20 protein-coding genes are annotated in these 19,680 nt (G+C 70.0%); 7 read left to right on the top strand and 13 right to left on the bottom strand.

What is annotated here, in order from left to right:
• Together DY245_RS45235 and DY245_RS16590 are read right to left on the bottom strand one after the other, a co-directional pair.
• A partial coding sequence (locus tag DY245_RS45235; RefSeq protein WP_220377896.1) for a hypothetical protein occupies positions 1-258 on the bottom strand: 258 nt, incomplete at its 3' end.
• A gap of 762 nt (positions 259-1,020) precedes the next feature.
• Positions 1,021-2,244 carry an MFS transporter gene (locus DY245_RS16590; protein ID WP_280524976.1) on the bottom strand — a complete coding sequence of 408 codons (1,224 nt, stop codon included), beginning with the start codon at positions 2,242-2,244 and terminating at the stop codon, positions 1,021-1,023.
• 542 nt (positions 2,245-2,786) lie between these two features.
• Here DY245_RS16590 and DY245_RS16585 point away from each other — a divergent pair.
• The 5 genes from DY245_RS16585 to DY245_RS44425 all read left to right on the top strand — a co-directional run bounded on the left by DY245_RS16585 (position 2,787) and on the right by DY245_RS44425 (position 6,013).
• Positions 2,787-3,509, top strand: coding sequence for a haloacid dehalogenase type II (locus DY245_RS16585; protein ID WP_128508023.1), 723 nt, complete (start codon positions 2,787-2,789; stop codon positions 3,507-3,509).
• 218 nt (positions 3,510-3,727) lie between these two features.
• Positions 3,728-4,420 (top strand): RraA family protein, encoded by a 693-nt coding sequence (locus DY245_RS16580; RefSeq protein ID WP_128508022.1) that lies wholly within the window; start codon positions 3,728-3,730, stop codon positions 4,418-4,420.
• A gap of 131 nt (positions 4,421-4,551) precedes the next feature.
• Positions 4,552-4,800, top strand: coding sequence for a hypothetical protein (locus DY245_RS16575; protein WP_128508021.1), 249 nt, complete (start codon positions 4,552-4,554; stop codon positions 4,798-4,800).
• A gap of 108 nt (positions 4,801-4,908) precedes the next feature.
• Positions 4,909-5,316, top strand: a complete 408-nt coding sequence (locus tag DY245_RS16570) for a DUF3224 domain-containing protein (protein ID WP_128508020.1) — start codon at positions 4,909-4,911, stop codon at positions 5,314-5,316.
• 466 nt (positions 5,317-5,782) lie between these two features.
• Complete coding sequence (locus DY245_RS44425) at positions 5,783-6,013, top strand: hypothetical protein (protein WP_181923712.1); 231 nt, start codon at positions 5,783-5,785, stop codon at positions 6,011-6,013.
• Positions 6,014-6,099: 86 nt separating this feature from the next.
• On the opposite strand, the gene DY245_RS16560 is transcribed toward DY245_RS44425, so the two are convergent.
• Positions 6,100-6,966: a dienelactone hydrolase family protein gene (locus DY245_RS16560; protein WP_128508019.1), complete on the bottom strand. Its 867-nt coding sequence runs from the start codon at positions 6,964-6,966 to the stop codon at positions 6,100-6,102.
• A gap of 257 nt (positions 6,967-7,223) precedes the next feature.
• Positions 7,224-7,631 carry a hypothetical protein gene (locus DY245_RS16555; RefSeq protein WP_128508018.1) on the bottom strand — a complete coding sequence of 136 codons (408 nt, stop codon included), beginning with the start codon at positions 7,629-7,631 and terminating at the stop codon, positions 7,224-7,226.
• A 2,020-nt stretch (positions 7,632-9,651) separates the two neighbouring features.
• Here DY245_RS16555 and DY245_RS16545 point away from each other — a divergent pair.
• Together DY245_RS16545 and DY245_RS16535 are read left to right on the top strand one after the other, a co-directional pair.
• Positions 9,652-10,236: a hypothetical protein gene (locus DY245_RS16545; RefSeq protein WP_128508017.1), complete on the top strand. Its 585-nt coding sequence runs from the start codon at positions 9,652-9,654 to the stop codon at positions 10,234-10,236.
• 538 nt (positions 10,237-10,774) lie between these two features.
• Positions 10,775-11,392 (top strand): flavodoxin family protein, encoded by a 618-nt coding sequence (locus tag DY245_RS16535; RefSeq protein WP_128508016.1) that lies wholly within the window; start codon positions 10,775-10,777, stop codon positions 11,390-11,392.
• A gap of 17 nt (positions 11,393-11,409) precedes the next feature.
• Here the strand turns inward: DY245_RS16535 and DY245_RS44420 are convergent, their stop codons facing one another.
• The 9 genes from DY245_RS44420 to DY245_RS44415 form a co-directional block, all read right to left on the bottom strand.
• The gene (locus tag DY245_RS44420) at positions 11,410-11,550 is read right to left on the bottom strand and encodes a hypothetical protein (RefSeq protein WP_181923711.1); all 141 of its coding nucleotides are present in this window, start codon (positions 11,548-11,550) and stop codon (positions 11,410-11,412) included.
• 360 nt (positions 11,551-11,910) lie between these two features.
• The gene (locus tag DY245_RS16530) at positions 11,911-13,419 is read right to left on the bottom strand and encodes an alpha/beta hydrolase (protein WP_128508015.1); all 1,509 of its coding nucleotides are present in this window, start codon (positions 13,417-13,419) and stop codon (positions 11,911-11,913) included.
• Positions 13,420-13,977: 558 nt separating this feature from the next.
• Positions 13,978-14,265, bottom strand: a complete 288-nt coding sequence (locus DY245_RS16525; RefSeq protein ID WP_128508014.1) for an O-methyltransferase — start codon at positions 14,263-14,265, stop codon at positions 13,978-13,980.
• Positions 14,231-14,413, bottom strand: coding sequence for a hypothetical protein (locus DY245_RS16520; protein ID WP_128508013.1), 183 nt, complete (start codon positions 14,411-14,413; stop codon positions 14,231-14,233). The genes DY245_RS16525 and DY245_RS16520 overlap by 35 nt, the downstream gene beginning before the upstream one ends.
• Before the next feature lie 119 nt (positions 14,414-14,532).
• A complete protein-coding gene (locus tag DY245_RS16515; protein ID WP_128508012.1) occupies positions 14,533-15,456 on the bottom strand; it encodes a phytanoyl-CoA dioxygenase family protein in 924 nt (307 codons plus the stop codon).
• A 9-nt stretch (positions 15,457-15,465) separates the two neighbouring features.
• Positions 15,466-16,314, bottom strand: a complete 849-nt coding sequence (locus DY245_RS16510; protein ID WP_220377895.1) for a class I SAM-dependent methyltransferase — start codon at positions 16,312-16,314, stop codon at positions 15,466-15,468.
• Positions 16,311-17,054, bottom strand: coding sequence for a class I SAM-dependent DNA methyltransferase (locus tag DY245_RS16505; RefSeq protein WP_128508011.1), 744 nt, complete (start codon positions 17,052-17,054; stop codon positions 16,311-16,313). The genes DY245_RS16510 and DY245_RS16505 overlap by 4 nt, the downstream gene beginning before the upstream one ends.
• A gap of 44 nt (positions 17,055-17,098) precedes the next feature.
• Complete coding sequence (locus tag DY245_RS16500) at positions 17,099-18,289, bottom strand: YcaO-like family protein (protein WP_181923710.1); 1,191 nt, start codon at positions 18,287-18,289, stop codon at positions 17,099-17,101.
• A gap of 23 nt (positions 18,290-18,312) precedes the next feature.
• Positions 18,313-19,203 (bottom strand): aKG-HExxH-type peptide beta-hydroxylase, encoded by an 891-nt coding sequence (locus DY245_RS44415; protein ID WP_181923709.1) that lies wholly within the window; start codon positions 19,201-19,203, stop codon positions 18,313-18,315.
• Positions 19,204-19,680 lie beyond the last annotated feature (477 nt).

Here is a 19,680-nt window from a genome sequence, read left to right as displayed (position 1 = left end):
CGCCCTGTCCGACCGCAGGCGCTCGGGCAGGGCGGGCAGGCCGCCCTCGTTCACCCCGCTGCAGGTCGCCGAGGTTAAGGCGCTGGCCTGCGAATTACCCGCGGAGAGTGGAACACCGCTCTCGCGCCGGTCGTGCCCGGAACTTGCCCGCAAGGTGGCCGCCCAGGCCATCGCCCCGGCCATGTCGGCCTCCACGCTGCGCCGCTGGATCCAGGCCGACGCGATCGAGCCCTGGCAGCACCGGTCCTGGATCTTCATCCACGACCCGAACTTCCTGGTCAAGGCCGCCCGTGTGCTGGACCGGTACGCCCGCGTCTTCGAGGGCGAGCTCCTGGGCGAACGAGTACGTCATCTCCAGCGGCGAGAAGACCTCCGTCCAGGCCCACTGCCGCTGCCATCCGACCCTGGCGCCAGGCAGGCCCGGGCGATGCGCGTCAACCACGGCCACCAGCGCCGCGGCGCGCTGGCCTACCTGGCCGCCTACGACGTCTACCACGCGAAGGTCTTCGGCCGCTGCGAACCCAAGACCGGCATCGGCATCGTGCCCTTTATGAACCTGGTCACCCAGGTCATGGCCACCGAGCTCTGTGCGAGCGCCCAATGCGTCTACCGGATCGTCGACAATGACTCCTCCCACTGGGGGAGGAGGGCCATCGACCGCCTGGACGCGGCATTTACGAACGCGGTCATGGTCCACACCCCCGTCCACGCCGCCGTGGTCGAACCAGGTGGAGATCTTCTTCTCGATCGTCCAGCGCAAGGTCGTCTCACCCAACGACCTCACCGACCTGACCCAGGTCCGGAACCGGCTCTGAGCATTCGAAGACCGCTACAACGCCACGGCACAGCTGCTCCGGTGGAAGTTCACCACCTCCGACCTGGACGATCTGCTGCCCCGGCTCGACCGACACACACTCGCCGACCGACAAGAAGAACCCTCCGTCGCCTTGCCTGCCTGATCAACCCCCCGAAGTACTTCCGGAGCCGACCACTTGGGCTTCGGTGCCGGCGCCTCGCTCTTCAGGCGGCCGGCTCCTTCCGCACAGCTTCAGGGTGTATCTGCCGAGCCTGCTGATGGCGTTGTGCCCAGCGGACGGCGAAAGGTGCTGCCAGGCCTGTCAGGGCGAACAGTGCTCCTACGACGTACCACCCAGGGCGGCCCCAGGTAATGCAGAGCGAGATGAGCAGGGTTGGCCCTACGGCGTCGGCCAGGCCGGCACCCAGGCCGAACACGCCGAGGTACTGGCCGGTGGCGCGCTCCGGGGCGAGGGCGAAGGACACTTCGAAGCCCCCGGCGGAGTGCCACAGCTCACCGACCGTATGGATCAACACCGCGGTCATGAGCAGCGTTACGGCAGCCCACGTCGGTATCCCTGCGGACAGCGAGATCAGCGAGCAGGAGACAAGGAAGGCCACGCCTGATCGACGATAGGCGCCTCCACCAGCCGCGGGGGAACCGATGTTGCGGCTGGCTCGTACCTGAAGCGCGATGACGATGACGGTGTTGACGAGCATGGTGCCCGAAACGAGCCAGCGCGGTGCGGTGGTGGCCTCCACCAGCCAGAGTGGAATGGCCACGGTGAGCACCTTGAACTGTATGGCCATGATGCCGTCGAGGGCAGTGATCAGAAGGTAAGGCCGGTCCCGTAGGGCGATCCAGCGAGGGCCACCGACGGGGGGCCCGGGCGTGACCGGCGGCAGAAAGACCAGGACGGCCGCGGAGGCTGCGAAGGCGATCGCGTTGCCGATGACCAGAAGCTGGTAGGCGGGGAGGGTGCCCACCTGGACGGCCCAGCCTGCCAGCAAGGCACCGAGGGAGATGCCGATGTTGGTGACAGCCCGGAGATAGGCACGGAATTGCTGCGGCCGGTCCCCTCCGTAGTGCCTGATGAGCGGACTGCGTGCGGCGAGTCCCGCCGCCCGCGCCCCGGTAGCTGTGCATACCGCGAGGACGAACGGCCAGAAGCTGTCCGCCAGCACGAAGCCGGCCGTTGCCAGCGCCTGGACGACAAGAGTGGTCGCGTAGACGCCACGTGCTCCGTGCCTGTCCGCGAGATGGCCGACGGCGATGCCCACGGCCAGCGAGACGACACCGGCGATGCCCAGTCCGAGCCCCACCTGGCTTGCCGGAAGGTGAACCGCCTGAGTGAAGTACAGCACCCCGGCGGTCAGGTAGAGACCGCTACCGACGGTATAGACGAAGTTCGAGGCGGCGATGACGCGCTGGGGTCCAGTATCCGGCATCAGGTGGGGCATGACGTGGCTCCGCGTCCTGGGCAAGCAGTAAGGGACAGTCAAGCTTGTTGCTCATTACTTGCAATAGCAAGTGGTTTGCGATGACTCAATTCAGCTCCGTCCGGCATCACTGCGCGGCGGCGTTGAGGTGGAGGATGAGGACCGCTTGGACGAGGCCGGTGATGCGGGTAGTGATGCGGATGGTGATGCACCGCAACTTCCGCATGGGCCGCCAAGTTTTGAGGGGGCCACGGCCTGCTCTCCGGGTACGCGGCACAGCGGGCGCGGCACAGCGGGCGCGGCACAGCGGGGGCGGCACAGCGGGGGCGGCACAGCGGGCGCTTGATCCGCAGTCACGGCTCACTCCCCCACCCCTGACCAGCCGGTGTCGGCTGATTCTCACCCTGCATCTGCAAGTCCGGTCAGCCGCCGGCGCATTGCTCGCGACAATTCTCGGAGGGAGGGCGCCGGCGCTTCGTATCGTGTTGAGCGCTCAGGGCGTTCTTCAAGGCCACGGGCGACAGTGTCGAGTGGAGGGGTGGGAACTGCCCATGGGCGTTGATGCCGTTGACGCGGTGGTGTTTGATGTTTTCGGGACGATGACCGACTGGCGGCCGAGCGTGACCGACGCACTGGCCGGGGTTGGTGGCGCGGCCGGGCTGCGTGCCGACTGGGCTGCGGTCGCGGACGCCTGGCGGCTCCGTTACGGCGTAACCGTCGGCAAGGTCGCGAACGGTCAGCTGCCCTGGCAGCCCTTGGACGATTTACATCGGCTGATGCTCGACGAGGTCCTGACCGAACACGGACTCAACGCCCTCGGCGAGGCTGAGCGGGACTCTCTCGTACGGGCCTGGCATCACCTGCGTCCGTGGCCCGATGCCGCGCCCGGCCTGGAGCTGCTCCACAACACCCCCGTGGTCACCGCGACGCTCTCCAACGGAGGAGTCGGCCTGCTCGCACGTCTCACCAAACAGGCCGGGCTCCGCTTCGACTGCGTCCTGTCGGCCGAGTTGGCCAGGTCCTACAAGCCCGATCCGCGGGTCTACCTGCTGGCTGCCGAGCTCCTCGAAGTGGAGCCGCGACGGCTGCTCATGGTGGCCTGCCATCCCAACGATCTCGAAGCCGCGGCCAAAGCCGGGCTCCGCACCGCCTACATTCCGCGCCCACTGGAGTGGGGTCCGGACGCCGCCCCGGTCGATCCCCCTGCGGGGGTCGACCTCGTCGCCGAAGACGTCGTCGACTTGGCCCGCGTGCTGGCAGGGCCAGGGCGCTGAGAACGTCCGGCCCGCAGGATCGTGGTGGGGCTGATCTGCTGAGCCTGAATCGTTGATGCTGAGTCCGACGCGTTGATACTGCGCCTGACGCGTTGATGCTGAGTCTCACGCGTTGCTGCTGCGCCTGACGCGTTGATCTCGCTGCCCGTAGGATCCCGGCACGGCCCGCCGCACCTGTACCTCACCGACCGTGACAGAACCGAGCCAGGGAGAAGATCATGCTGAGTTCCTTCGGCGATCTGTCCACGCCTGTGGTGGCCGACGCCTGCATCCGCTGCGACGTACCGCTGCGCGCGGCGCCGGCCGGCATCGCGGCCGTCGTCCCTGGACACCGGGTCGCCGGACGCGCGTTGCCGGTGCGGCACTACGGCAGTGTGGATGTGTTCCTGGAGGCGTTCAGCCAGGCTGAGCAAGGTGACGTCCTGGTCATCGACAATGGCGGACGGCCGGACGAGGCGTGTATCGGCGATCTGGTGGTGCTGGAAGCCGAGGCGGCAGGGGCGGCAGGCCTGGTGGTGTGGGGACTCCACCGTGACACCCCGGAACTGGTGGAGATCGGCCTGCCGGTGTTCAGCTACGGCACCTACCCACCCGGCCCGGTGCGCCTGGACGAACGGGAGTCCGACGCACTGCGGACGGCACGGTTCGGGCCACACCTGGTCAACAGCGACGACATCGTCCTCGGCGATGACGACGGCGTCCTGTTCCTCGCCGCCGCGCACGTCGACGAGGTGCTGAAAACGGCACGTCAGATCCGGCAGACGGAACGTGAACAGGCCCGCAGGATCCGAACGGGCGAGACGCTGCGCCGGCAAACGGCCTTCGACGACTACCTGGCGCAGCGCGAAGCCGATCCGGCATACACGTTCCGACGGCATCTGCGGCGCATCGGCGGAGCCATCGAGGAGTAGACGACATCGAGCTCCGCCGATCCCCCTGCGGCCACGCTGCGGGCCACGGGCTCGGCCGGCTCTCCGTCCTCGCACTCCGCCACCCGTGCGCCACCACGTTGCCGCGTACCCGGCGCGTCGTTGAGTACGGCATGACCACGACGCATCGCACCCTCACCGCCCTGATCCTCGCCCTCGGGGCCACGGCCCTCGTCGCCCCCACGGCGCACGCCATGCCCGCCGACGGCCCACTCAACTTCAGCGTGGACGAGGAGTTGGGCAAGCTCCACTCTCTCGACCCCACGGGCAAGGTGGGACAGGCGGTCGCCTCCCTTGCCCCCGCCCTGCTCACTCCCCTCACCGGCGTACGTCGCGATGCGGCCGGCTCGGCTTCGGACTGACGGGCCTTCCTCTCTGCCCACGGTTCGGGCAAGGGCCACCCAGGAGCGGCCCGATGATCGGGCAGTGGCGACCGTGCGTTGTCAGACCCCACACCTACCCTTGGCGCCATGAGAGCTTCAGGAACGTTCACCGTCAAAGCCTTCGTCCCGATCGAAGGTGTACCGGTCCCTGCCGTCCCGACCGGGTTGCCTGTGGGCGTAGCGACGATGGAGAAATACTTCGAGGGAGAGGTCGTCGGTCGCTCCGCGACCTTGTTCACCGCGGCGTTCGACCAGGCGACCGGCGTCGGCACCTACGTGGCCATGGAGTCCTTCGCAGGCTCCTTGCACGGCCACGACGGGACCTTCAACTTCGCGCACTCGGCGACGACCTCCGGCAGCGACCGCACCTGCGAATTCTTCACCATCGTGCCGTCGAGCGGCACCGGCGAACTGGACGGGATAACCGGCACCGGCGGACTGACCGTGGAGTCCGACGGCACGCATCGCGTGTGGTTCGAGTACGAACTCGGCTGAGCAACCTGCGGGCCGCACCGTTCGCCCCGACTGCGGTCCGAGAGCCATCAGTTGCCGCCCAGCCCGACACCGTAACCGTATGGCCGCTGCCTGCCGATACCGCCCAGCTCCGGCCTCGCGACGCAGACCCGCGTGCCTCTGCTCGGCGACCAAGAACTCGGTACCGCTACTCGGCCCACGGGGAGCGCCCACTCTGAAGTTGCCGCCCGGCCGGGGCGGCGACGGGCCACTTGCGTGCACGGATCCCCGCACCTGCGTGCATGGGCAGGTGCGGGGATCCGGTCAGGCTGCCACCTGGGCGTAGAAGTCGACGACACCGATCGTGCCGTGACGTACACCGCCCGCCCGCCCGTCCGTCCAGGGGACCTGTACGAAGCGGAGCAGCCGGCTGGAGCGGGCGCTGGGGAGAGAGCGGCCCCGAGGCGGCCGACCGCACCTCCGGGATCAGTTGGTGCAGGTGTCGAGCATGGAGGACAGCACGCTCTTCTCCCTCTCGGTGGTGGTGAGCTTCCAGACGGACTTCACGGGGGGCGTCCTTGGCGTAGGTGCACCGGAAGCCGTGGTTGGTCGGCTTCCAGTCGGCCGGTCCGCTGTCGCTCTTGAAGCTGTTGGGGACCCGGATGTGACGGGTCAGCTAAGGGTCCTTCAGGTCGTCGCCGAATTCCTTGCGCTGGATACGCCGCTACCGGTCACCTGATCTCGCTCCCGGCCGGCCTGGCTCGGCCCGGAAATGGTCGCCGAAGACCGCTGACTGTTCAAGCCTGCGGCGCTGATCCCCTGGGATCACGCCCCTCCCGGAGTGGTCGGCGTTTCTGCGGCCGTGCCGCGTTGCTGCTCGAGCAGACGCGTACGGAAGAGGTCGAGGACCTCGTCCAACGCCGCGCGGGTCGGTTGGCCGGGTTCGTCGATGAGGTGCTCGGTCAGTACGGAGTGCGGCGGCAGCGCCGCATCGGGGTTCGCGGCGGAGTCGTCCAGTTCGACGGCCGTGAAGGCATCACCGAGTTCGCGGCGCAGAAAGGCGAACCGGTCGCCCGGTACCAGCCGGTCCCCGCGGAAGCGCAGCGCCATCACCCGAAGACCGTCGCGCTCGCAGCGGCCCCGGACGGCGGCGAGGTCTTCGGCGGAAATGTCGATGCCGCCGGCCCGGCTCTTGGTGAGGGCCAGCGGCAGGGACGGCTGGGACAGGACGGGGGCCACAAGGCGCTCATCGGCGGCCATGGCCAGGGCGAAGCCGCCGGTGATGCACATGCCGACAGCCCCGACGCCGGGGCCACCGCAGCGCTGGTGCTCGTGTGCGGCCAGGGCCCGCAGCCAGGTCACCACGGGTGAGGATTTCCCGGTGGCCAGCAGGGTGAATTCCCGGCTCACGCACACTTTCCACAGTGACGAGGCCGTATAAAGTCCGGAATTCAGCCGGCCTCGGTGTGCAGGGTCGGCATCGCGGCCGGGCGTGCCGAAGAGCACCGGGAGCACGGCGGTGCAGCCGATTGCGGCCACGCGTTCCGCGAACTCCAAAACCCTGGGCGTGATGCCCGGTATTTCCGCCATCACGATCACCGCGGGCCCCGCACCACGCCGCAGAATCCGGCGGGTGATGCCGTCGTGGGTGAAGGTGCCACGGTCGAAACCGGTCAGGTCATGATCTGCCATGGACTACCACCATCCTGGTCGGGTGCTGCTCGAAGGCTGGTCACGTGCTGCCCTCCGCGCCGGGGTGAGAGCGGTGGGACCGCGTCCGCGCGGAGAGTGTGGAGAGTGTGGAGTGGTCTGCGTGGGCCTGGGTGACGGCTTTGGGGTACTCGGTGCGGGTGGCCGAGCCGAGGGCAGCGGCACAGTGACAACGGCACCGACATCCAGGAGGGTCGCGCCGGGCATCACCAGTGGCTGCGTTGAGACCCAGCGCAACGTCATGCCTGGCGGGGACGCCTGAAGGCGGAGCGGATGTTCCATCCGGCCACGCCGAGGCACAGCAGTCCCGTGCCGCCCGGCAGCAGCCAGCCGCGGGCGTCGTCCCGCACAGCCGTGGTCGACGACGGCTCGTCGACGAGTGCGGCAACCGCGCCGGTGGGCCGTTGGTCGAACACGGTGTCCACCTCGACGCGGGCGGTGCGGAAACTGTGGTCGTCGGCCTCGAAGGTTCCGCTACACATCCAGCCGTCGTCACCGTGGCGGGAGTGCGAGACCTCGCAACGCTCGGCGCGAAACTCCCCCGCCAGGCCCGTCAACTGGGTGTCCGCGCGCAGCACGCCCGTTGCGGCGAGGAAGATCCCCCCGCCCAGTCCCAGCACCGTGATACACACTTGTCTCGGCCCCATGCGCCCCATGCGCGTCCCCCTGATTGACCGCGGCCCCGATCGGTGACCGGGCGCAGTTTATTTGATCATGTTCATACAGGTGCAGAGATTTCTCTCCTGGACATGACAGTTCATCCTCGCGGCGACGGCGACAGCAACGGCCATGGGTGTCGGGTGCGCGTTCGCCATACGGTCCGGCCCGGCTCGGTGTCACATCACTTCTGGGGACTACTGGTGGCGCGGGGAGGGCTGCGCCCCAGCGTTCGAGATCGCCGAGGCTGTAGAGGAGTTCGGGTAGACGAGTTCGGCGCCGTCTCTGTTGGCGGAGGGCGGAGGGCGGAATTCAGCCGCAGCGTGGCGAAAGTGACGCCCGGCGTGGGCTGCTGAGCCTGACGCAGCCGGTGCGTCGGTGCCGGCTGTGGCAAGTTCGTGGGCGGATGGCAGACAACCGCGGCCGGCCGCCTTCAGCCCAGACTCGCTTCGGCCTCCAGGTAGCGGCGGCCGCCAGGGCCTCGGACCTCCAACACCTCGAAGCCCCAGTTGCCCCGTGCCTCCTGGCACCGTCGCAGTGCTCTTGTTCCTGGTAGCGGGCACCACTCCCTCGCGGCCCGACCCAGCGCACCAACACCCACCCAATACGGTCCCCTTCACTGGTGCGGTAGCCGGTCCGCACCGGCTCGCCGTTCCCACCGGCAGCTGAGGGGGTATGCCTTCGGCCTCCAGCAGCAGGGTCACCGCGCGTAGCGGCCGGCGCCGCTCCCACTCGGCAGGGTGTGCCTGCGGGTCTGGACCGGGGTTGGCGAGGCGGCGGATATTGCGGACGCCGTCGAGGGGCGGCCCGCAGCGCCGCTGACCGCGCACCGGTCTCCCCGTCTCCGCTTCATCGGGAGGTTCGGCACCGGTGCGCACGCACAGCCGGCCTGGCGCCTGCAACGGGCTACGGATGTGGGCGGTCGGCAGCACCTGGGAGCGGGTCTTCAGGCCCCTGCCCGCCCAGGCCGACGTCGACGGCGACTTCGACCGGGTCGTTGCAGTGGACTCCACAATCGTGCGCGCACATCAGCATGCCGCCAGTGGCCCGCCAATGGGCCCCGGCCGGCGAACCCGACGATCAGGCCCTGGGACGTCCCCGCGGTGGACTGACCACCAACGTCCCCTCGCCGCGGACAGCAGGTGCAGGCCGCTCGCTTTCGTCCTCACCCCGGGGCGGGCCGGGGAAACCCCGGCCTTCGAGCAGGCCATGGCCCGCTTACGGGTGCCCAGGCCCGTCGGCCGGCCCGGACCACACCCGACGTGGTCATGGCGAACAAGCACTTCACCTCGTCGGCATCTTCATCCGGTCAGCACGCTGATCCAAAAGACACGCCCCAGGGGTGCTGTCCCGGGATGTTGGTGTCGGCTGACACGCCTGCGGTGCTCGAACCAGGTGAGGACTCTCTGACTCCGTGTGGATTGCGACGTCCACGCCGATGGCAGGAGGCCCTCGCGTCCCCGCCGTAACACCCCACTGGCTCCGCCCCGCAGGCTGCGCCGGCCCGGTGCGACGAATGTGGGTGTGAATGGCGAAGGGCTCCTGTCTCGTGAGAGACAGGAGCCCTTGTGTGGAGCGCCCGGCAGGCCTTGCACCTGCATTTCCCACCGGCTGGTGGGCGTCTTTCCTTGGACCACAGACGCGTGACTCCGTGTGGTGCGCCGGAGTTACATCATGATCATACAGGGTCTGCGGGACCACAGTGTCGCTCGCCCGTCCCGGCCCGCGCTGTGCGCCGGACCACGACCTGGTCGAGGACGAGGTGGGCCTCGCCGCAGAGTGTGCCGCGCTGGACAGTCACAGGTACGTGAATTGTGGCGGCTCGATCCCAAGGGTTGGGGGGTGCGGCTTAATTCACGAGTTGTGGCTCTGGCTCAACTTCTGTGGGGCGGCTGCTCGGTGTGAGTACCCGTGCCTGGCGTCCCTACCTTGGCCTCAGCCTGGCGAGCGTGTGGCTCGGCGTTCTTGTTCGTATGCGGTCTCCTGCTCGGTCCTGGCACAGTGGCCGTCATGGCGGATGCGAGCGCGGTTTACGGTGCGGTGGGGGCCATCGGAGGAGCACTGATCGGCGCGGCTGCGGCGGTGTTTGGCCCGCTGCTTGTGCAGCGAGGCTCGTCCAGGCAGGAGAAGGAGTCGGAGACACGGAGCCGAGCCGGCGAAGAGGTTGAGCGGATCATTCAGATCCGGACCACGGGGCGCGCGTGGCAGGACACCCTCGAACGTGCTGTTCAGGATCTGGCTGCCGGCCGTCCCGTGGATATCGACCGCTTTGACGAGACCATCACTGCTCTTGAGCGGGAGGCCGCGGCAGCTGCCTACGCGGTTGCGGTGGACGGTGTTTGGGTCGGATTAGGCCCAGCTTCCCGAGGCTATTCGCCGGGTATGGTCCTGGAACTGCTTGCAGCAGGGACGGAACAAGTGCGTGCTGAGGTGTTGCGGCTCCAGAATGCCGAGGTGAGCGCCGATGCACGCCGGGAAGCATGCGCGGAGCTGGCAAACGCTGTGGCTTCGGCGAAAGCAGCGCGTGCCCAGCTCAATTCCCGTTTAGTGGAACGCATTGAAAGCATTCTGGGGGACTCCATGAGGCGGTTGTAAGCCTCATGCCGCGCCGGTCAGTTTCGCGTGGGCAGGGTCACGCCCCTCGGCTTCGCGGGGGCCACGCGGAGCTGAAGTCGATGCGTACCAGGCCGACGCGGCAGAGGAACGGAATCGCATCCCAGCAGCTGGAGCACATCATCGTCGAGGCTGGACGCACGGGTTCGCGCGGTTGAGTGTGGAGACCGGCGCCGCCGCCGAATTCTTCCTGACCGCCCGAGGGTTGTAGGAGAAGTTCGGGTTCCAGTGCTGCGAACCATTCGCGGACTACCAGCCCGACCCGAACAGTACGTTCATGACAAGGACGCTCTCACCTACCGAGGAAGGGCGGGTGGGCTCAGCCCGCTGCGTCCCGCTGGGCGGGCGGCCCGTGCCCTGGTGCCGGCGGGCCGGACAGCACACCTGACGGATCGGTCACCTGTCGGAATATCCCCCGGGGTAAGGGAGTTGGAAGCGACGAACTCACCGATGCCCCTGGGTGGCGGTCGGCGTCACGACCCTTCGGCGCCCGCGCCCAGGGTCTGAGACCGGAGCAGACATGACCACCGATACGACCCGTGCCACGGACCGCTCGTTCCTCTTCGTCCTCGGCAGCTCCCGCCCTGACGGCAACACCGAGATCCTCGCGCGGGCCGCAGCCGAGCAGTTGCCCGCCGGTATCCCGCAGCGTTGGGTGGACCTGGCCCAGCTGCCGTTGCCCGACTTCCAGGACGGGCGGCACGAGACCGACACCTGGCCGGCCGGGGAGAACGAGGAGGCGCTGCGGCAGGCCACTTTGGAGGCCACCGACATCGTCATCGCCTCGCCCCTTTACTGGTACACCCTCTCCGCACACACCAAGCGCTACCTCGACTACTGGTCGGGCTGGCTGTCGGTGCCCGGCACGGACTTCAAGGAGCGGATGGCGGGCCGGACCCTGTGGGGGGTGTCGGTCATGGCGGACCACGACGAGGTCGTCGCCGACGGGCTGGTGACCACCCTCAATCACACGGCGGCGTACCTGCGGATGCGATTCGGCGGGGTGCTGTTCGGCAACGGTTCTCGGCCTGGCCAGGTGCGGGACGATGAGCGGGCGACTATCCGCGCCAAGACCTTCTTCCAGCGTGAGGCCCCGCTCGCCCGGTTCCCCTACGAGGAGGGGGCCGGGGAGCGGTAGCCCCGATACCGCCGGGGTCAGGAGAGGCGGCGGGCGTGGACGTAGAGGTGCTGCTCGGGTTCCACGCCCGGCCCGTGCGGCCGGTAGAGGGCGGTGTGGTGGTGCACCACCTCCAGGCCGGCCTCCTTCAGCGCCCGCAGCTGGTCCTCCGTGGCCACGCTGAGGTGGCCACGCTGACCTCGGCGGTGGACGTGCCTCGGGGCTGTGGGCCTCGCTCACTCACCGCCTCCGTGTCGAAGAAGCAGTAAGGGCCTGACCAGACGTACCTTCACGTCCCTGAAGGGGTTGGGCGTAGGTGATGTCGCCGCCGTCGGTGATGCCGTGATGCCGTCGGGGTGCGCGATCAGCTCGGTGGTCGGACGAAAATCCTGCCGCGATCACGGCGCGCGTGGTCGAATCCATGCCCGCAAGGTCCGTGGAGAGGGCTGTGCAGTCGGCAGACCGTGCCGCAAAGACGGTGCGCCATGGCTGCTCGCCCCAGAGACCACTCCTGCGCCGTCCGCCCCTCCCGCGCCGACTCAGTCCGCGCAGGATACGTCGTGCTGCGGGCGCCGCCCCGAGGTGAGGAAGGTGGTGACGGTGCGGTCGCCGCAGGCGTTGCCGTTGGCGAGGTAGGCGCCGTGGCCGCCGTGGTCGAGTGTCACCAAGCGGGCCCGGTCGGCGAGCGCCGAACGCATCTTCAATGCGCCGAAGTACGGGGTGGAGGGGTCCCGGAGGTTCTGGACCATCAGGATGTTGGACGGGCCGTCGGCGGTGATCCGGGTGGGCTGCTCCGTCGGCACGTCCTTCCAGAAGGTGCAGGCCGTGACGTTGGCCGGCAATCCGGCGGTGAGCGGGTGCCGGGAACGGTCGGCGGTCACCGCGCGCTTGTACGCGGAGACCGACCGCGGCCAGCGCACGTCGTTGCAGATGGTCGCCATCACGGCCGCCGCGTCCTGGTTGCGCAGGGGCTGGGCGAGGTCGGCGGGCAGTACGGGACGTGCGGCCGAGTCCTGAGCCGCACGGATGAGGCGGGCGAGTTGCGTGAAGGAGTCCTCGTTGCCGTACAGGGCGCTCTGCAACGCCTGCCGCAGCCGGTTTCCGGTCAGCGGGACGCCCACCGTGGTCGACTCCTTGGGCTTGCGGTCCAGTGACTGCGCCAGCGCCAGGACCATTGGCCGGACGTCCTCGGCCCGTTGGGCCAGCCGCAGCCCCTGGCTTTCCCGGGCCGGGTCCGCCGCCCAGGCCGCGAAATCGGGGAACCGGTCGTCGGCGGCCGCCGACATGTTCCTCAGCCACCCGCGCTCGAGCCGGGACGGGTCGGGGTCGCCGCTGCTGTCCAGCACCCAACGGTCGGTGTGCTGCGGGTACTTCTGCCCGTAGACAGCCCCTACGTAGGTGCCGTACGAGACCCCCCATGCCGATAGTTTTCGCTCGCCCAGCGCCTGGCGGAGGCGGTCGATGTCGCGCACCTCGTTCGCGGTGGTGATGCTGCGCAGCACGGCACCGCCATGGCGTCCGCAGGCGGCGGCGATCCGCCGGGACCGGGCGACGTTCTCCGCGATCTCGCCGTTCGGCCCCGGCCAGGAGCGGAGGGTAACCAACTGCCTGTCGTCGGCGTCGAGTTCACAGCTCGCGGTCGTACTCCCGCCCACCCCGCGCGGGTCGAAGCTGACGAGGTCGTACGCGCCGGCCATCTCCTTGCGCAGCGCCTCTCCCTTCTGCTCCAGTCGCCGCACTCCTGAGGTGCCCGGCCCGCCGGCGATCATCAGCAGCGTTCCCCGCCGCGCCGCGGGCCGCTCGCTGCGCACCCGAGCGACGGCGAGGGTGAGCTGCGGGCCGTCCGGGTCGCGGTAGTCGAGTGGTACGGGCAGCTCGGCGCACTCCTTCCCGGCGAGGCCGCCCGGCTCGGCGCAGGGCCGCCAGCTGAGGGCGGGTACCGCGGTGGCGGCTTCGGCGCGGGCCATCGGGGCGGTGGTGGTGAGGGTCGTGGCGACGGCCGCGGCGGAGAGGGTCAGGAGCAGCGCTCTGTGGGTGTAAGTCGTCATGGCTCAAGGGTTGTTGAGCCATGCGCTGATGCCCATCCGGCAGCCACTACGTCGATGGTGGGGCTGGCCCCAGGGTGCGGCCGCGAACGGGGTATTGCGGGCCGCCGCGGCATCAATCCGGCAGCTGGCCGTCCAGGAGTCCCGCGACAAGCTTGCCGGGGACGTGGGCCATCGCAAGCGCGCACCCTCCGCTGTGGAAGGGCCCCCGACGAAGGTCTCGTCGTTGGGGCTGATGACGGCTGCGTGCCATGGTGGTGTGTGCATTCCTGGGCCCAGGCTTCGAGGGGCACTGGATCACCGTGGCTTGACGGCCAGGAGCGTTTCGCCGAGGTCGGTGTGCTGCCAGGTGGCGAGCTGGTCGCGGATCTGGTCGGCCTGGCCGCCCAGGGTCATGTTTCCGGCGATGAGAAGCCCTCCCGGGGCGCAGGGTTGCGGTGAGCGCCCCGATGGCGGCGGTGGTGGGCGGGTAGCCGTCGAAGAAGGCGACGTCCGTGCCGGTCAGGGCGAGGGTGGGCAGGATGTCGGCGCCCTCTCCGGTGTGGAGGGTGACGCGGTCGGTCAGGTGGTGACGGGCCAAGTGGCATACGCGCGCCGGCTATGGGCGGGGTCGCGGTCGATGGTGTGGACGTGGGCGCCGGTGCCGGCGAACCAGGCGGCCGAGTATCCCAGGGCGGTGCCGAGCTCCACCACGGTCGTTGCGTTGGTGGCTGCGGTGAGGGTGGCCAGCAGACTGCCGTCGGAATAGGGGTAGCAGCCGCACTCGTGCTGCTTCAGATGGGCCAGTGTGGCGATTTTGATGTCGCTGAAGCGGTCACGGCCGGCGGTCGTGGGGGCGGTGGTGGTCATTTCGGTTGTCCGATCGGTCGGATGGTGAGGTGTTGACGCCGACGCTGGCGGGCTGGTCGAGGGCGAAGCCGATGGCTTCGGCCACAGGCTCGGCGGGCATGGCGGAGGGGGGTGGGGTGCCGTCGGTCCAGAAAGGGGTGTCCGTCATGTCCCGCGGCGTTCTTCAACCCGACGACGCTGGCGATGAGCACCAGCCGTCCGCTGCTCCGTGCGGGTGGGGCGGCGTGGCCCCGGGCAGCAGAGCCGGGCCCAGGAGGTCGGTGAGGATCACCGACGGCCACCGGGCAGGGGCACCGTCACTGATCGACGCAGCCTCGTGAGTAACCGGTCTCTGTCGCGGGCGAGTTGACGAAGGCGGCCGAGGGTGAGGGCTGATCGCAGGGGGGCCAGGGCGTGCAGGGGGGTGTCGAGCAGGCGGGGGTCGAGGTAGGGGACCCAGCCGGTGGCGCGCGGGTGGTAGCGCGGCGGGCCCCAGCAGAGCCGTTTGGTGACCACCCAGCGGGTCTGTGGGCCGGTGTTCGGGCGGGTGGCATGCAGGTGGTCACCGGCGAAGAGCAGCAGGTCGCCCGGTTCCAGTTCGACCTCCACCGGGTCGCCGATCGGCTGGTCGGGCAGCAGTCGCACCCCCTCGTGCCGTAGTGGGCGCCGGTAGGCCTGCGGCCAGAGGGTCAGGCCGTTGTCGCGACGTACGCGGCTGAGGGCCATCCAGAGGTTGACCGAGTTGACGGCCGTGTTGAACCAGGAGTCCGTGTGCGCCTGGCTCGGGAGCAGGAAGCCGGTGTAGTTGCTCAGTTCCTCCTCCCGGCCACGGACGGCGGCCTGCGGCGGCATGATCCGCACGCCCAGGTGGTCGCTCACATACAGCCGGCGCCCCTGCGGCGGCAGCGCTTGCGCGAAGCGGAGCAGCAGCCGCTGGGCGGTTGGGCGCAGGCGGCGGTCCAGCTCGTCGCGGACCGCCCGGATCTGTTCGGCGCCGGCGACGCGGTGCAGGTGTTCCAGGCCCTGCTCCGCCAGCCGGTCGGACGCGTGCGGTGAGAGGGCCGACGTGACGGAGGCGAGCGCCGCACGGCGGACCGTACCGCGGCCTGTGAGCTGGTCCAACGCGCCGCGGACCACGACCAGTCGGCCCTCCAGCACCTGGCGCAGGTGCAGCTCGCCGAGGAGTGACTCGTGCAGGGGCGCCAGTGCCACATTCCCTCCTCAGGTGGACGGCTTGGTCGCGCGCAGCGAGAAGGACAGCGGCATGGCCGGCAGGCCGTCCGGCAGCCGCCACCAGCCGTCCTGGTCCTGGGTCATGAACGGCAGCATCCGCCAGGCCACGAACGGCCACTCGTGCAGGAACTCGACCCGCAGCCCGGCAGCCGCGAGGGCGCTGACGACATCGCCGAGCGAGTGTCCCCAGGCGTACTCCACGCCGGGCAGCTCCGCCTCGGGCACCGCGATCGGGCTGCGGTACTCGAAAGCCAGCGGCTCGGACTCGCCGAAGTAGGAGTAACGCAGCTTCAGTTCGGGGTGCTCGACCTTGTTGTCGAGCATCCAGGCCGCCGGATGCGACTCGAAGACGTAGAGGAAGCCGCCGGGCGCGGTGAAGTGCGCGACGACCTCCGCCCAGCGGCGCAGGTCCGGCAGCCAGCCGAGCACCCCGTGCGAGGTGTAGACGATGTCGAAGGCGCCGTCGAGATGGGACGGGAGGTCCAGGACGTCCGCCTCCACGAAGACGGCCGACGGGGCGACGTCCGCGGCCAGGGAGCGGGCGGTGGCCACGCCCTCGGCGCAGAAGTCCACACCGGTCACCCGCGCGCCCAGTCGCGCCCAGGAGAGCGTGTCCAGCCCGACGTGGCACTGCAGGTGGAGCAGTGAGCGGCCGCGCACCTCGCCGACCTCGGCACGCTCCAGCGCCCGCATCCGGCAGCCGCCGGCCCGGAACCCGGCCAGGTCGTACTGGGCGGAGGCGGCCTTCAGCGGCGTCCACTGCCGCCACATCTCGCGATTGTTCCTCAGATACGTCTGCGGGTCGCGCAGCCCGCTCGGCCTGCTCGGCGCCGTCATGCCGGCAGCTCGTAGACGCTGATGTGCCCGCTGCTGCTGTCGTTGAAGGCACCGCCGGACCAGCCGCCGAACCGCTCGCGCAGCCGCAGACCGGCGGCCGCCGCCATCAGGTCGAGCTCGCCCGGGGCGGCGTAACGGAAGGCCACCCGTACGTGCCGGAACATGCCTTCGTCGAGCACCAGGTAGTCGGAGATGTAGCGCTGGGAGGCGGGGTGGATCCGGCGGGTGCGCAGCACCGGGTCGCCGTTCGCGCTCTCCACGGGCTGAGCGCCTGCGCCGGTGTTGGCCGCCAGTGCCTCGGGCAGGTGGGCATCCAGGACGAACAGCCCGCCGGGCAGCAGGCGTCGCGCCACCCGCGCGAAGCAGCGCAGCTGGTCCTGCTGGGAGGCAAGTTCGAAGAAGGTGCCATTGGCGACATAGACCATGGCGAACTCGCCGTCGTGGTCCACTTCGGCGAAGTCGCCAATGCTGATGGTGAGTTGTTCGCCGCCGGGCTTGGTCCGGAGTTGGTCGACCATGGTCTTCGCGGCGTCGATGCCGTGGACCTGGTGCCCGCGCTCGGCCAGCGGCAGGGCCACCCGGCCCGTACCGATCCCGAGTTCGAGCAGCGGGCCCGGCGGCGCGCTGCGGGCCAGCTTCGCCAGCAGGTCCACGGTGGCTCGGGTGCTGGCGGCGGGCGGGGTGAACCAGTCGTCGTAGCGGTCGGCGAAGTCGGTGGCGTAGCGGGGGACCGTCGTCATCGTGCTCCTTGGGAAGGTCAGCCGGAGAGGTCAACCGGAAGGGGTCAGCCGAAGGGGTGCGGCGGGGTGCCGGGGGTGGCCACGGAGGGCAGCGGGCGGGCGCCGGGAGAGAGCAGGCGGACGACGGCCACATGCTCCTCGCGGAGCTCGGCGGGGGCCGTGTCGAGGGCGAGGACGTCGTCTGCGGTGTGCTCGGCGAGCAGACGCACCGGATCCACGGCCGCCATGGGGTCTACGAAGGCCGCGGGGTCCACGCGCGGCGCCTCAGGAGCGGCTACGCCGTGGTGCAGCCAACGCGCCAAGGCGTCCTGACCCCCGTGGTACGTCCACAGCGCGTGCTCGACGGCGGAGGCCGGCGCGCCCGTCAACGCCAGCCGCTGATAGGCGCGGTGGGCCGCCGGGGTGCTCATGCTCCAGCGCACCATCAGCGCCTCGTACGCGGCCCGGGCGAGGAGATCGGCACGGTCGGTCGCCGGGCCGCAGCGGGCGCCGAAGGTCTGCTCGCGACCGTCCGGGGTGTGCAGGCAGACGGCGACGACGCAGGCGCCCGGCGCGGGGAGGGTCAGCGCGGTGGCGTGCAGGCCGAGGCGCTCGCACACGCGGCCCAGCGGCGGGGGGAGTGCGCCGAGCACCCCGGCGGCGGCGGGCGGATGCTCGGCGGGGGCCTGCCAGCTGCGGCGCAGCAGGTCGCGTTCCAGGATCTCCCAGGCCGCGTGCTCGACGGCCGTGGACCGGTCCGGGTGGGCCGCCAGGCCGGTGGAGCCGACGCGTACCGGAGCGGTGCAGCCGGCCGGCGGGCGGTGCTGGAGGAAAGCCAGTGCAGCCGGGACCAGGATCTCCGTGCCGGAGAGCAAGGACCGGCCCATGACCCAGAGTTGGCGTGCGGTGCGGCCCTCGGGCCCCGACCAGGGCGCCGGATCCAGCGCGGGCGCCCGTCTGCGCCGTAGTTCGGCGTACGTGGCGACGAGTGCGGCCGATGCCTCGGCCGCGCGGCCGGCCAGCACATTGCCCAGCCGCTCCAGCAACTCACCCCTGGCCCGCACCGCCACCTCGGCAGCCTCGGTGCCCGCCGCACTGCCGATCAGCACCCGCTGCCCGCCGGCGCTCGTGGTGGTGTCGAACTGCGGGCTACGGGCGGCGACCCGGCCGAACAGCAACCGGGACTCGCCGGGGAACGGTTCGAAGACCTGAGGATGCCAGGTGGTCGGAACGGCGCGGGCAGCAGTGGGCGGCACAGACGGGCTCCCGGGGGTGGTGGTCAGACGGCGGTCGGGCGCAGGAGTGCGTCGCACTCCCCCAGGACGGCGAGTCCGTGCTCGGTGAGTGTGGCCGAGTGCTGCCGCAGTGTGCCGATTGCCTGTCGGGCACCGTCCGACAAACGGTCCTGACGTGCCGTCAGAGCAGCAGTGGCGGTGCTCTCCGTGTTCAGCAGGCGTCCGTACAGCGCCGTACAGCGGGCCAGGACCACCGCCTGCTGGAAGAGGCCCGCGAGGGGGCGCGGATCGGACCGCAGCGGGGTTCGGACGAGATCGGCACCGCCGGCCGCGGGGGTGAGGAACGGGTTGCTCAACTGGGCGGCGTTGCAGCGGGTGTGGGTGCCCTCATGGACCAGCGCCTCGGCGAAGCGGACCGGGCCGGGCAGGCCGAGAGGGCTCGCGCCCAGTCGGGCGCGGTTGATGTAGACGGCGCCGTGGGTGGCGAAGTCGGTGAAACCGTCGATCGCCCGGCCCTCCAGCAGAGCCACCTGCGCCACACAAACACGCAGTTCAGCGAGCATCTCCGGCCAGGCAGCAGCAAGCGCAGCACGACAACGGTCCAATATGGCATGGTCGGCACGCTGCCAGCCGGTCAGCTGCGACCCGCCCGTGGCTTCGGCGCCGTCGGGCCGCGTGGCCAGGGCACGTGCCACCGACCGAGCCAGATACGGCGCGGGTCCGACGGGCTCCAGCGGCTCGCGCATCGCGACTTTCTGACTTCCCGTCACATCGACTCGAAGCCCGGCCTGGACGGCGAAGGCGGCGGCCACGATCACAGGACCCGCCACTGCGGCGGCCCGGACCCCGGCTGCCGCCAACACGCCCTGCGCCACCCGCCGTACGGCCTCTTCGTCACGGGTGGCCTCAAGCGCATCGGGTGCTACCCGCAGCACCGGTTCACCTCCACCGAGTTCACACTCCACCTCTGGGATCGGGACCTCTGAGGATCGGACCTTCGATCGGAGCATCGAGGACCGGACCTCTGGCTCGGGAACGAGCGCGGCGGGTAGCCGACGGCCGACCTGGATCAGTCCTGGTCCGGAAAGTCGACCATGAGTGCGTAGTCGGGGAGCTCCTCGGTGACCTGCTCGATGTCCTCGTGCTCCATGTCAGTCCTTCCGTCTCTGGTCGCGCACCTCAACGAGCGTCAACTGACGCCCAGGCCGAAAGTACGGTGGCCCCGATCGGCGGGCCATATGTTCGTCGAGCTGTCGTACGGAAACCGGACGCCGGCGATCTCCCGTGCGCCGGAAGCCCTGGAGCGGGCCACAGGACAGGCGCACCGTCGGCCGGTTCGCCGCTGGGTGGGAGACGCCCGGGCCGGGTGGGAGTGGTGGGACACCAGTGACTCCCGGATCTGGCTGATATCG

The organism is Streptomyces inhibens, from assembly GCF_003389455.1.
GTDB lineage: Bacteria > Actinomycetota > Actinomycetes > Streptomycetales > Streptomycetaceae > Streptomyces > Streptomyces inhibens.
This window is presented reverse-complemented; position numbering and strand designations above follow the sequence as displayed.

What these genes read in the sequence shown, in the direction of transcription:
- DY245_RS16575 (WP_128508021.1), top strand. Translation starts at nt 4,552, where the DNA reads ATGACCACGACGCATCGCACCCTCACCGCCCTGATCCTCGCCCTCGGG.
- DY245_RS16525 (WP_128508014.1), bottom strand. Translation starts at nt 14,265, where the DNA reads ATGACCACCACCGCCCCCACGACCGCCGGCCGTGACCGCTTCAGCGAC.
- DY245_RS16535 (WP_128508016.1), top strand. Translation starts at nt 10,775, where the DNA reads ATGACCACCGATACGACCCGTGCCACGGACCGCTCGTTCCTCTTCGTC.
- DY245_RS16555 (WP_128508018.1), bottom strand. Translation starts at nt 7,631, where the DNA reads ATGGGGCCGAGACAAGTGTGTATCACGGTGCTGGGACTGGGCGGGGGG.
- DY245_RS16560 (WP_128508019.1), bottom strand. Translation starts at nt 6,966, where the DNA reads ATGGCAGATCATGACCTGACCGGTTTCGACCGTGGCACCTTCACCCAC.
- DY245_RS16545 (WP_128508017.1), top strand. Translation starts at nt 9,652, where the DNA reads ATGGCGGATGCGAGCGCGGTTTACGGTGCGGTGGGGGCCATCGGAGGA.
- DY245_RS16585 (WP_128508023.1), top strand. Translation starts at nt 2,787, where the DNA reads ATGGGCGTTGATGCCGTTGACGCGGTGGTGTTTGATGTTTTCGGGACG.
- DY245_RS16510 (WP_220377895.1), bottom strand. Translation starts at nt 16,314, where the DNA reads ATGACGGCGCCGAGCAGGCCGAGCGGGCTGCGCGACCCGCAGACGTAT.
- DY245_RS16570 (WP_128508020.1), top strand. Translation starts at nt 4,909, where the DNA reads ATGAGAGCTTCAGGAACGTTCACCGTCAAAGCCTTCGTCCCGATCGAA.
- DY245_RS44425 (WP_181923712.1), top strand. Translation starts at nt 5,783, where the DNA reads ATGGAGGACAGCACGCTCTTCTCCCTCTCGGTGGTGGTGAGCTTCCAG.
- DY245_RS16530 (WP_128508015.1), bottom strand. Translation starts at nt 13,419, where the DNA reads ATGACGACTTACACCCACAGAGCGCTGCTCCTGACCCTCTCCGCCGCG.
- DY245_RS16505 (WP_128508011.1), bottom strand. Translation starts at nt 17,054, where the DNA reads ATGACGACGGTCCCCCGCTACGCCACCGACTTCGCCGACCGCTACGAC.
- DY245_RS16590 (WP_280524976.1), bottom strand. Translation starts at nt 2,244, where the DNA reads ATGCCGGATACTGGACCCCAGCGCGTCATCGCCGCCTCGAACTTCGTC.
- DY245_RS16580 (WP_128508022.1), top strand. Translation starts at nt 3,728, where the DNA reads ATGCTGAGTTCCTTCGGCGATCTGTCCACGCCTGTGGTGGCCGACGCC.
- DY245_RS16520 (WP_128508013.1), bottom strand. Translation starts at nt 14,413, where the DNA reads ATGACGGACACCCCTTTCTGGACCGACGGCACCCCACCCCCCTCCGCC.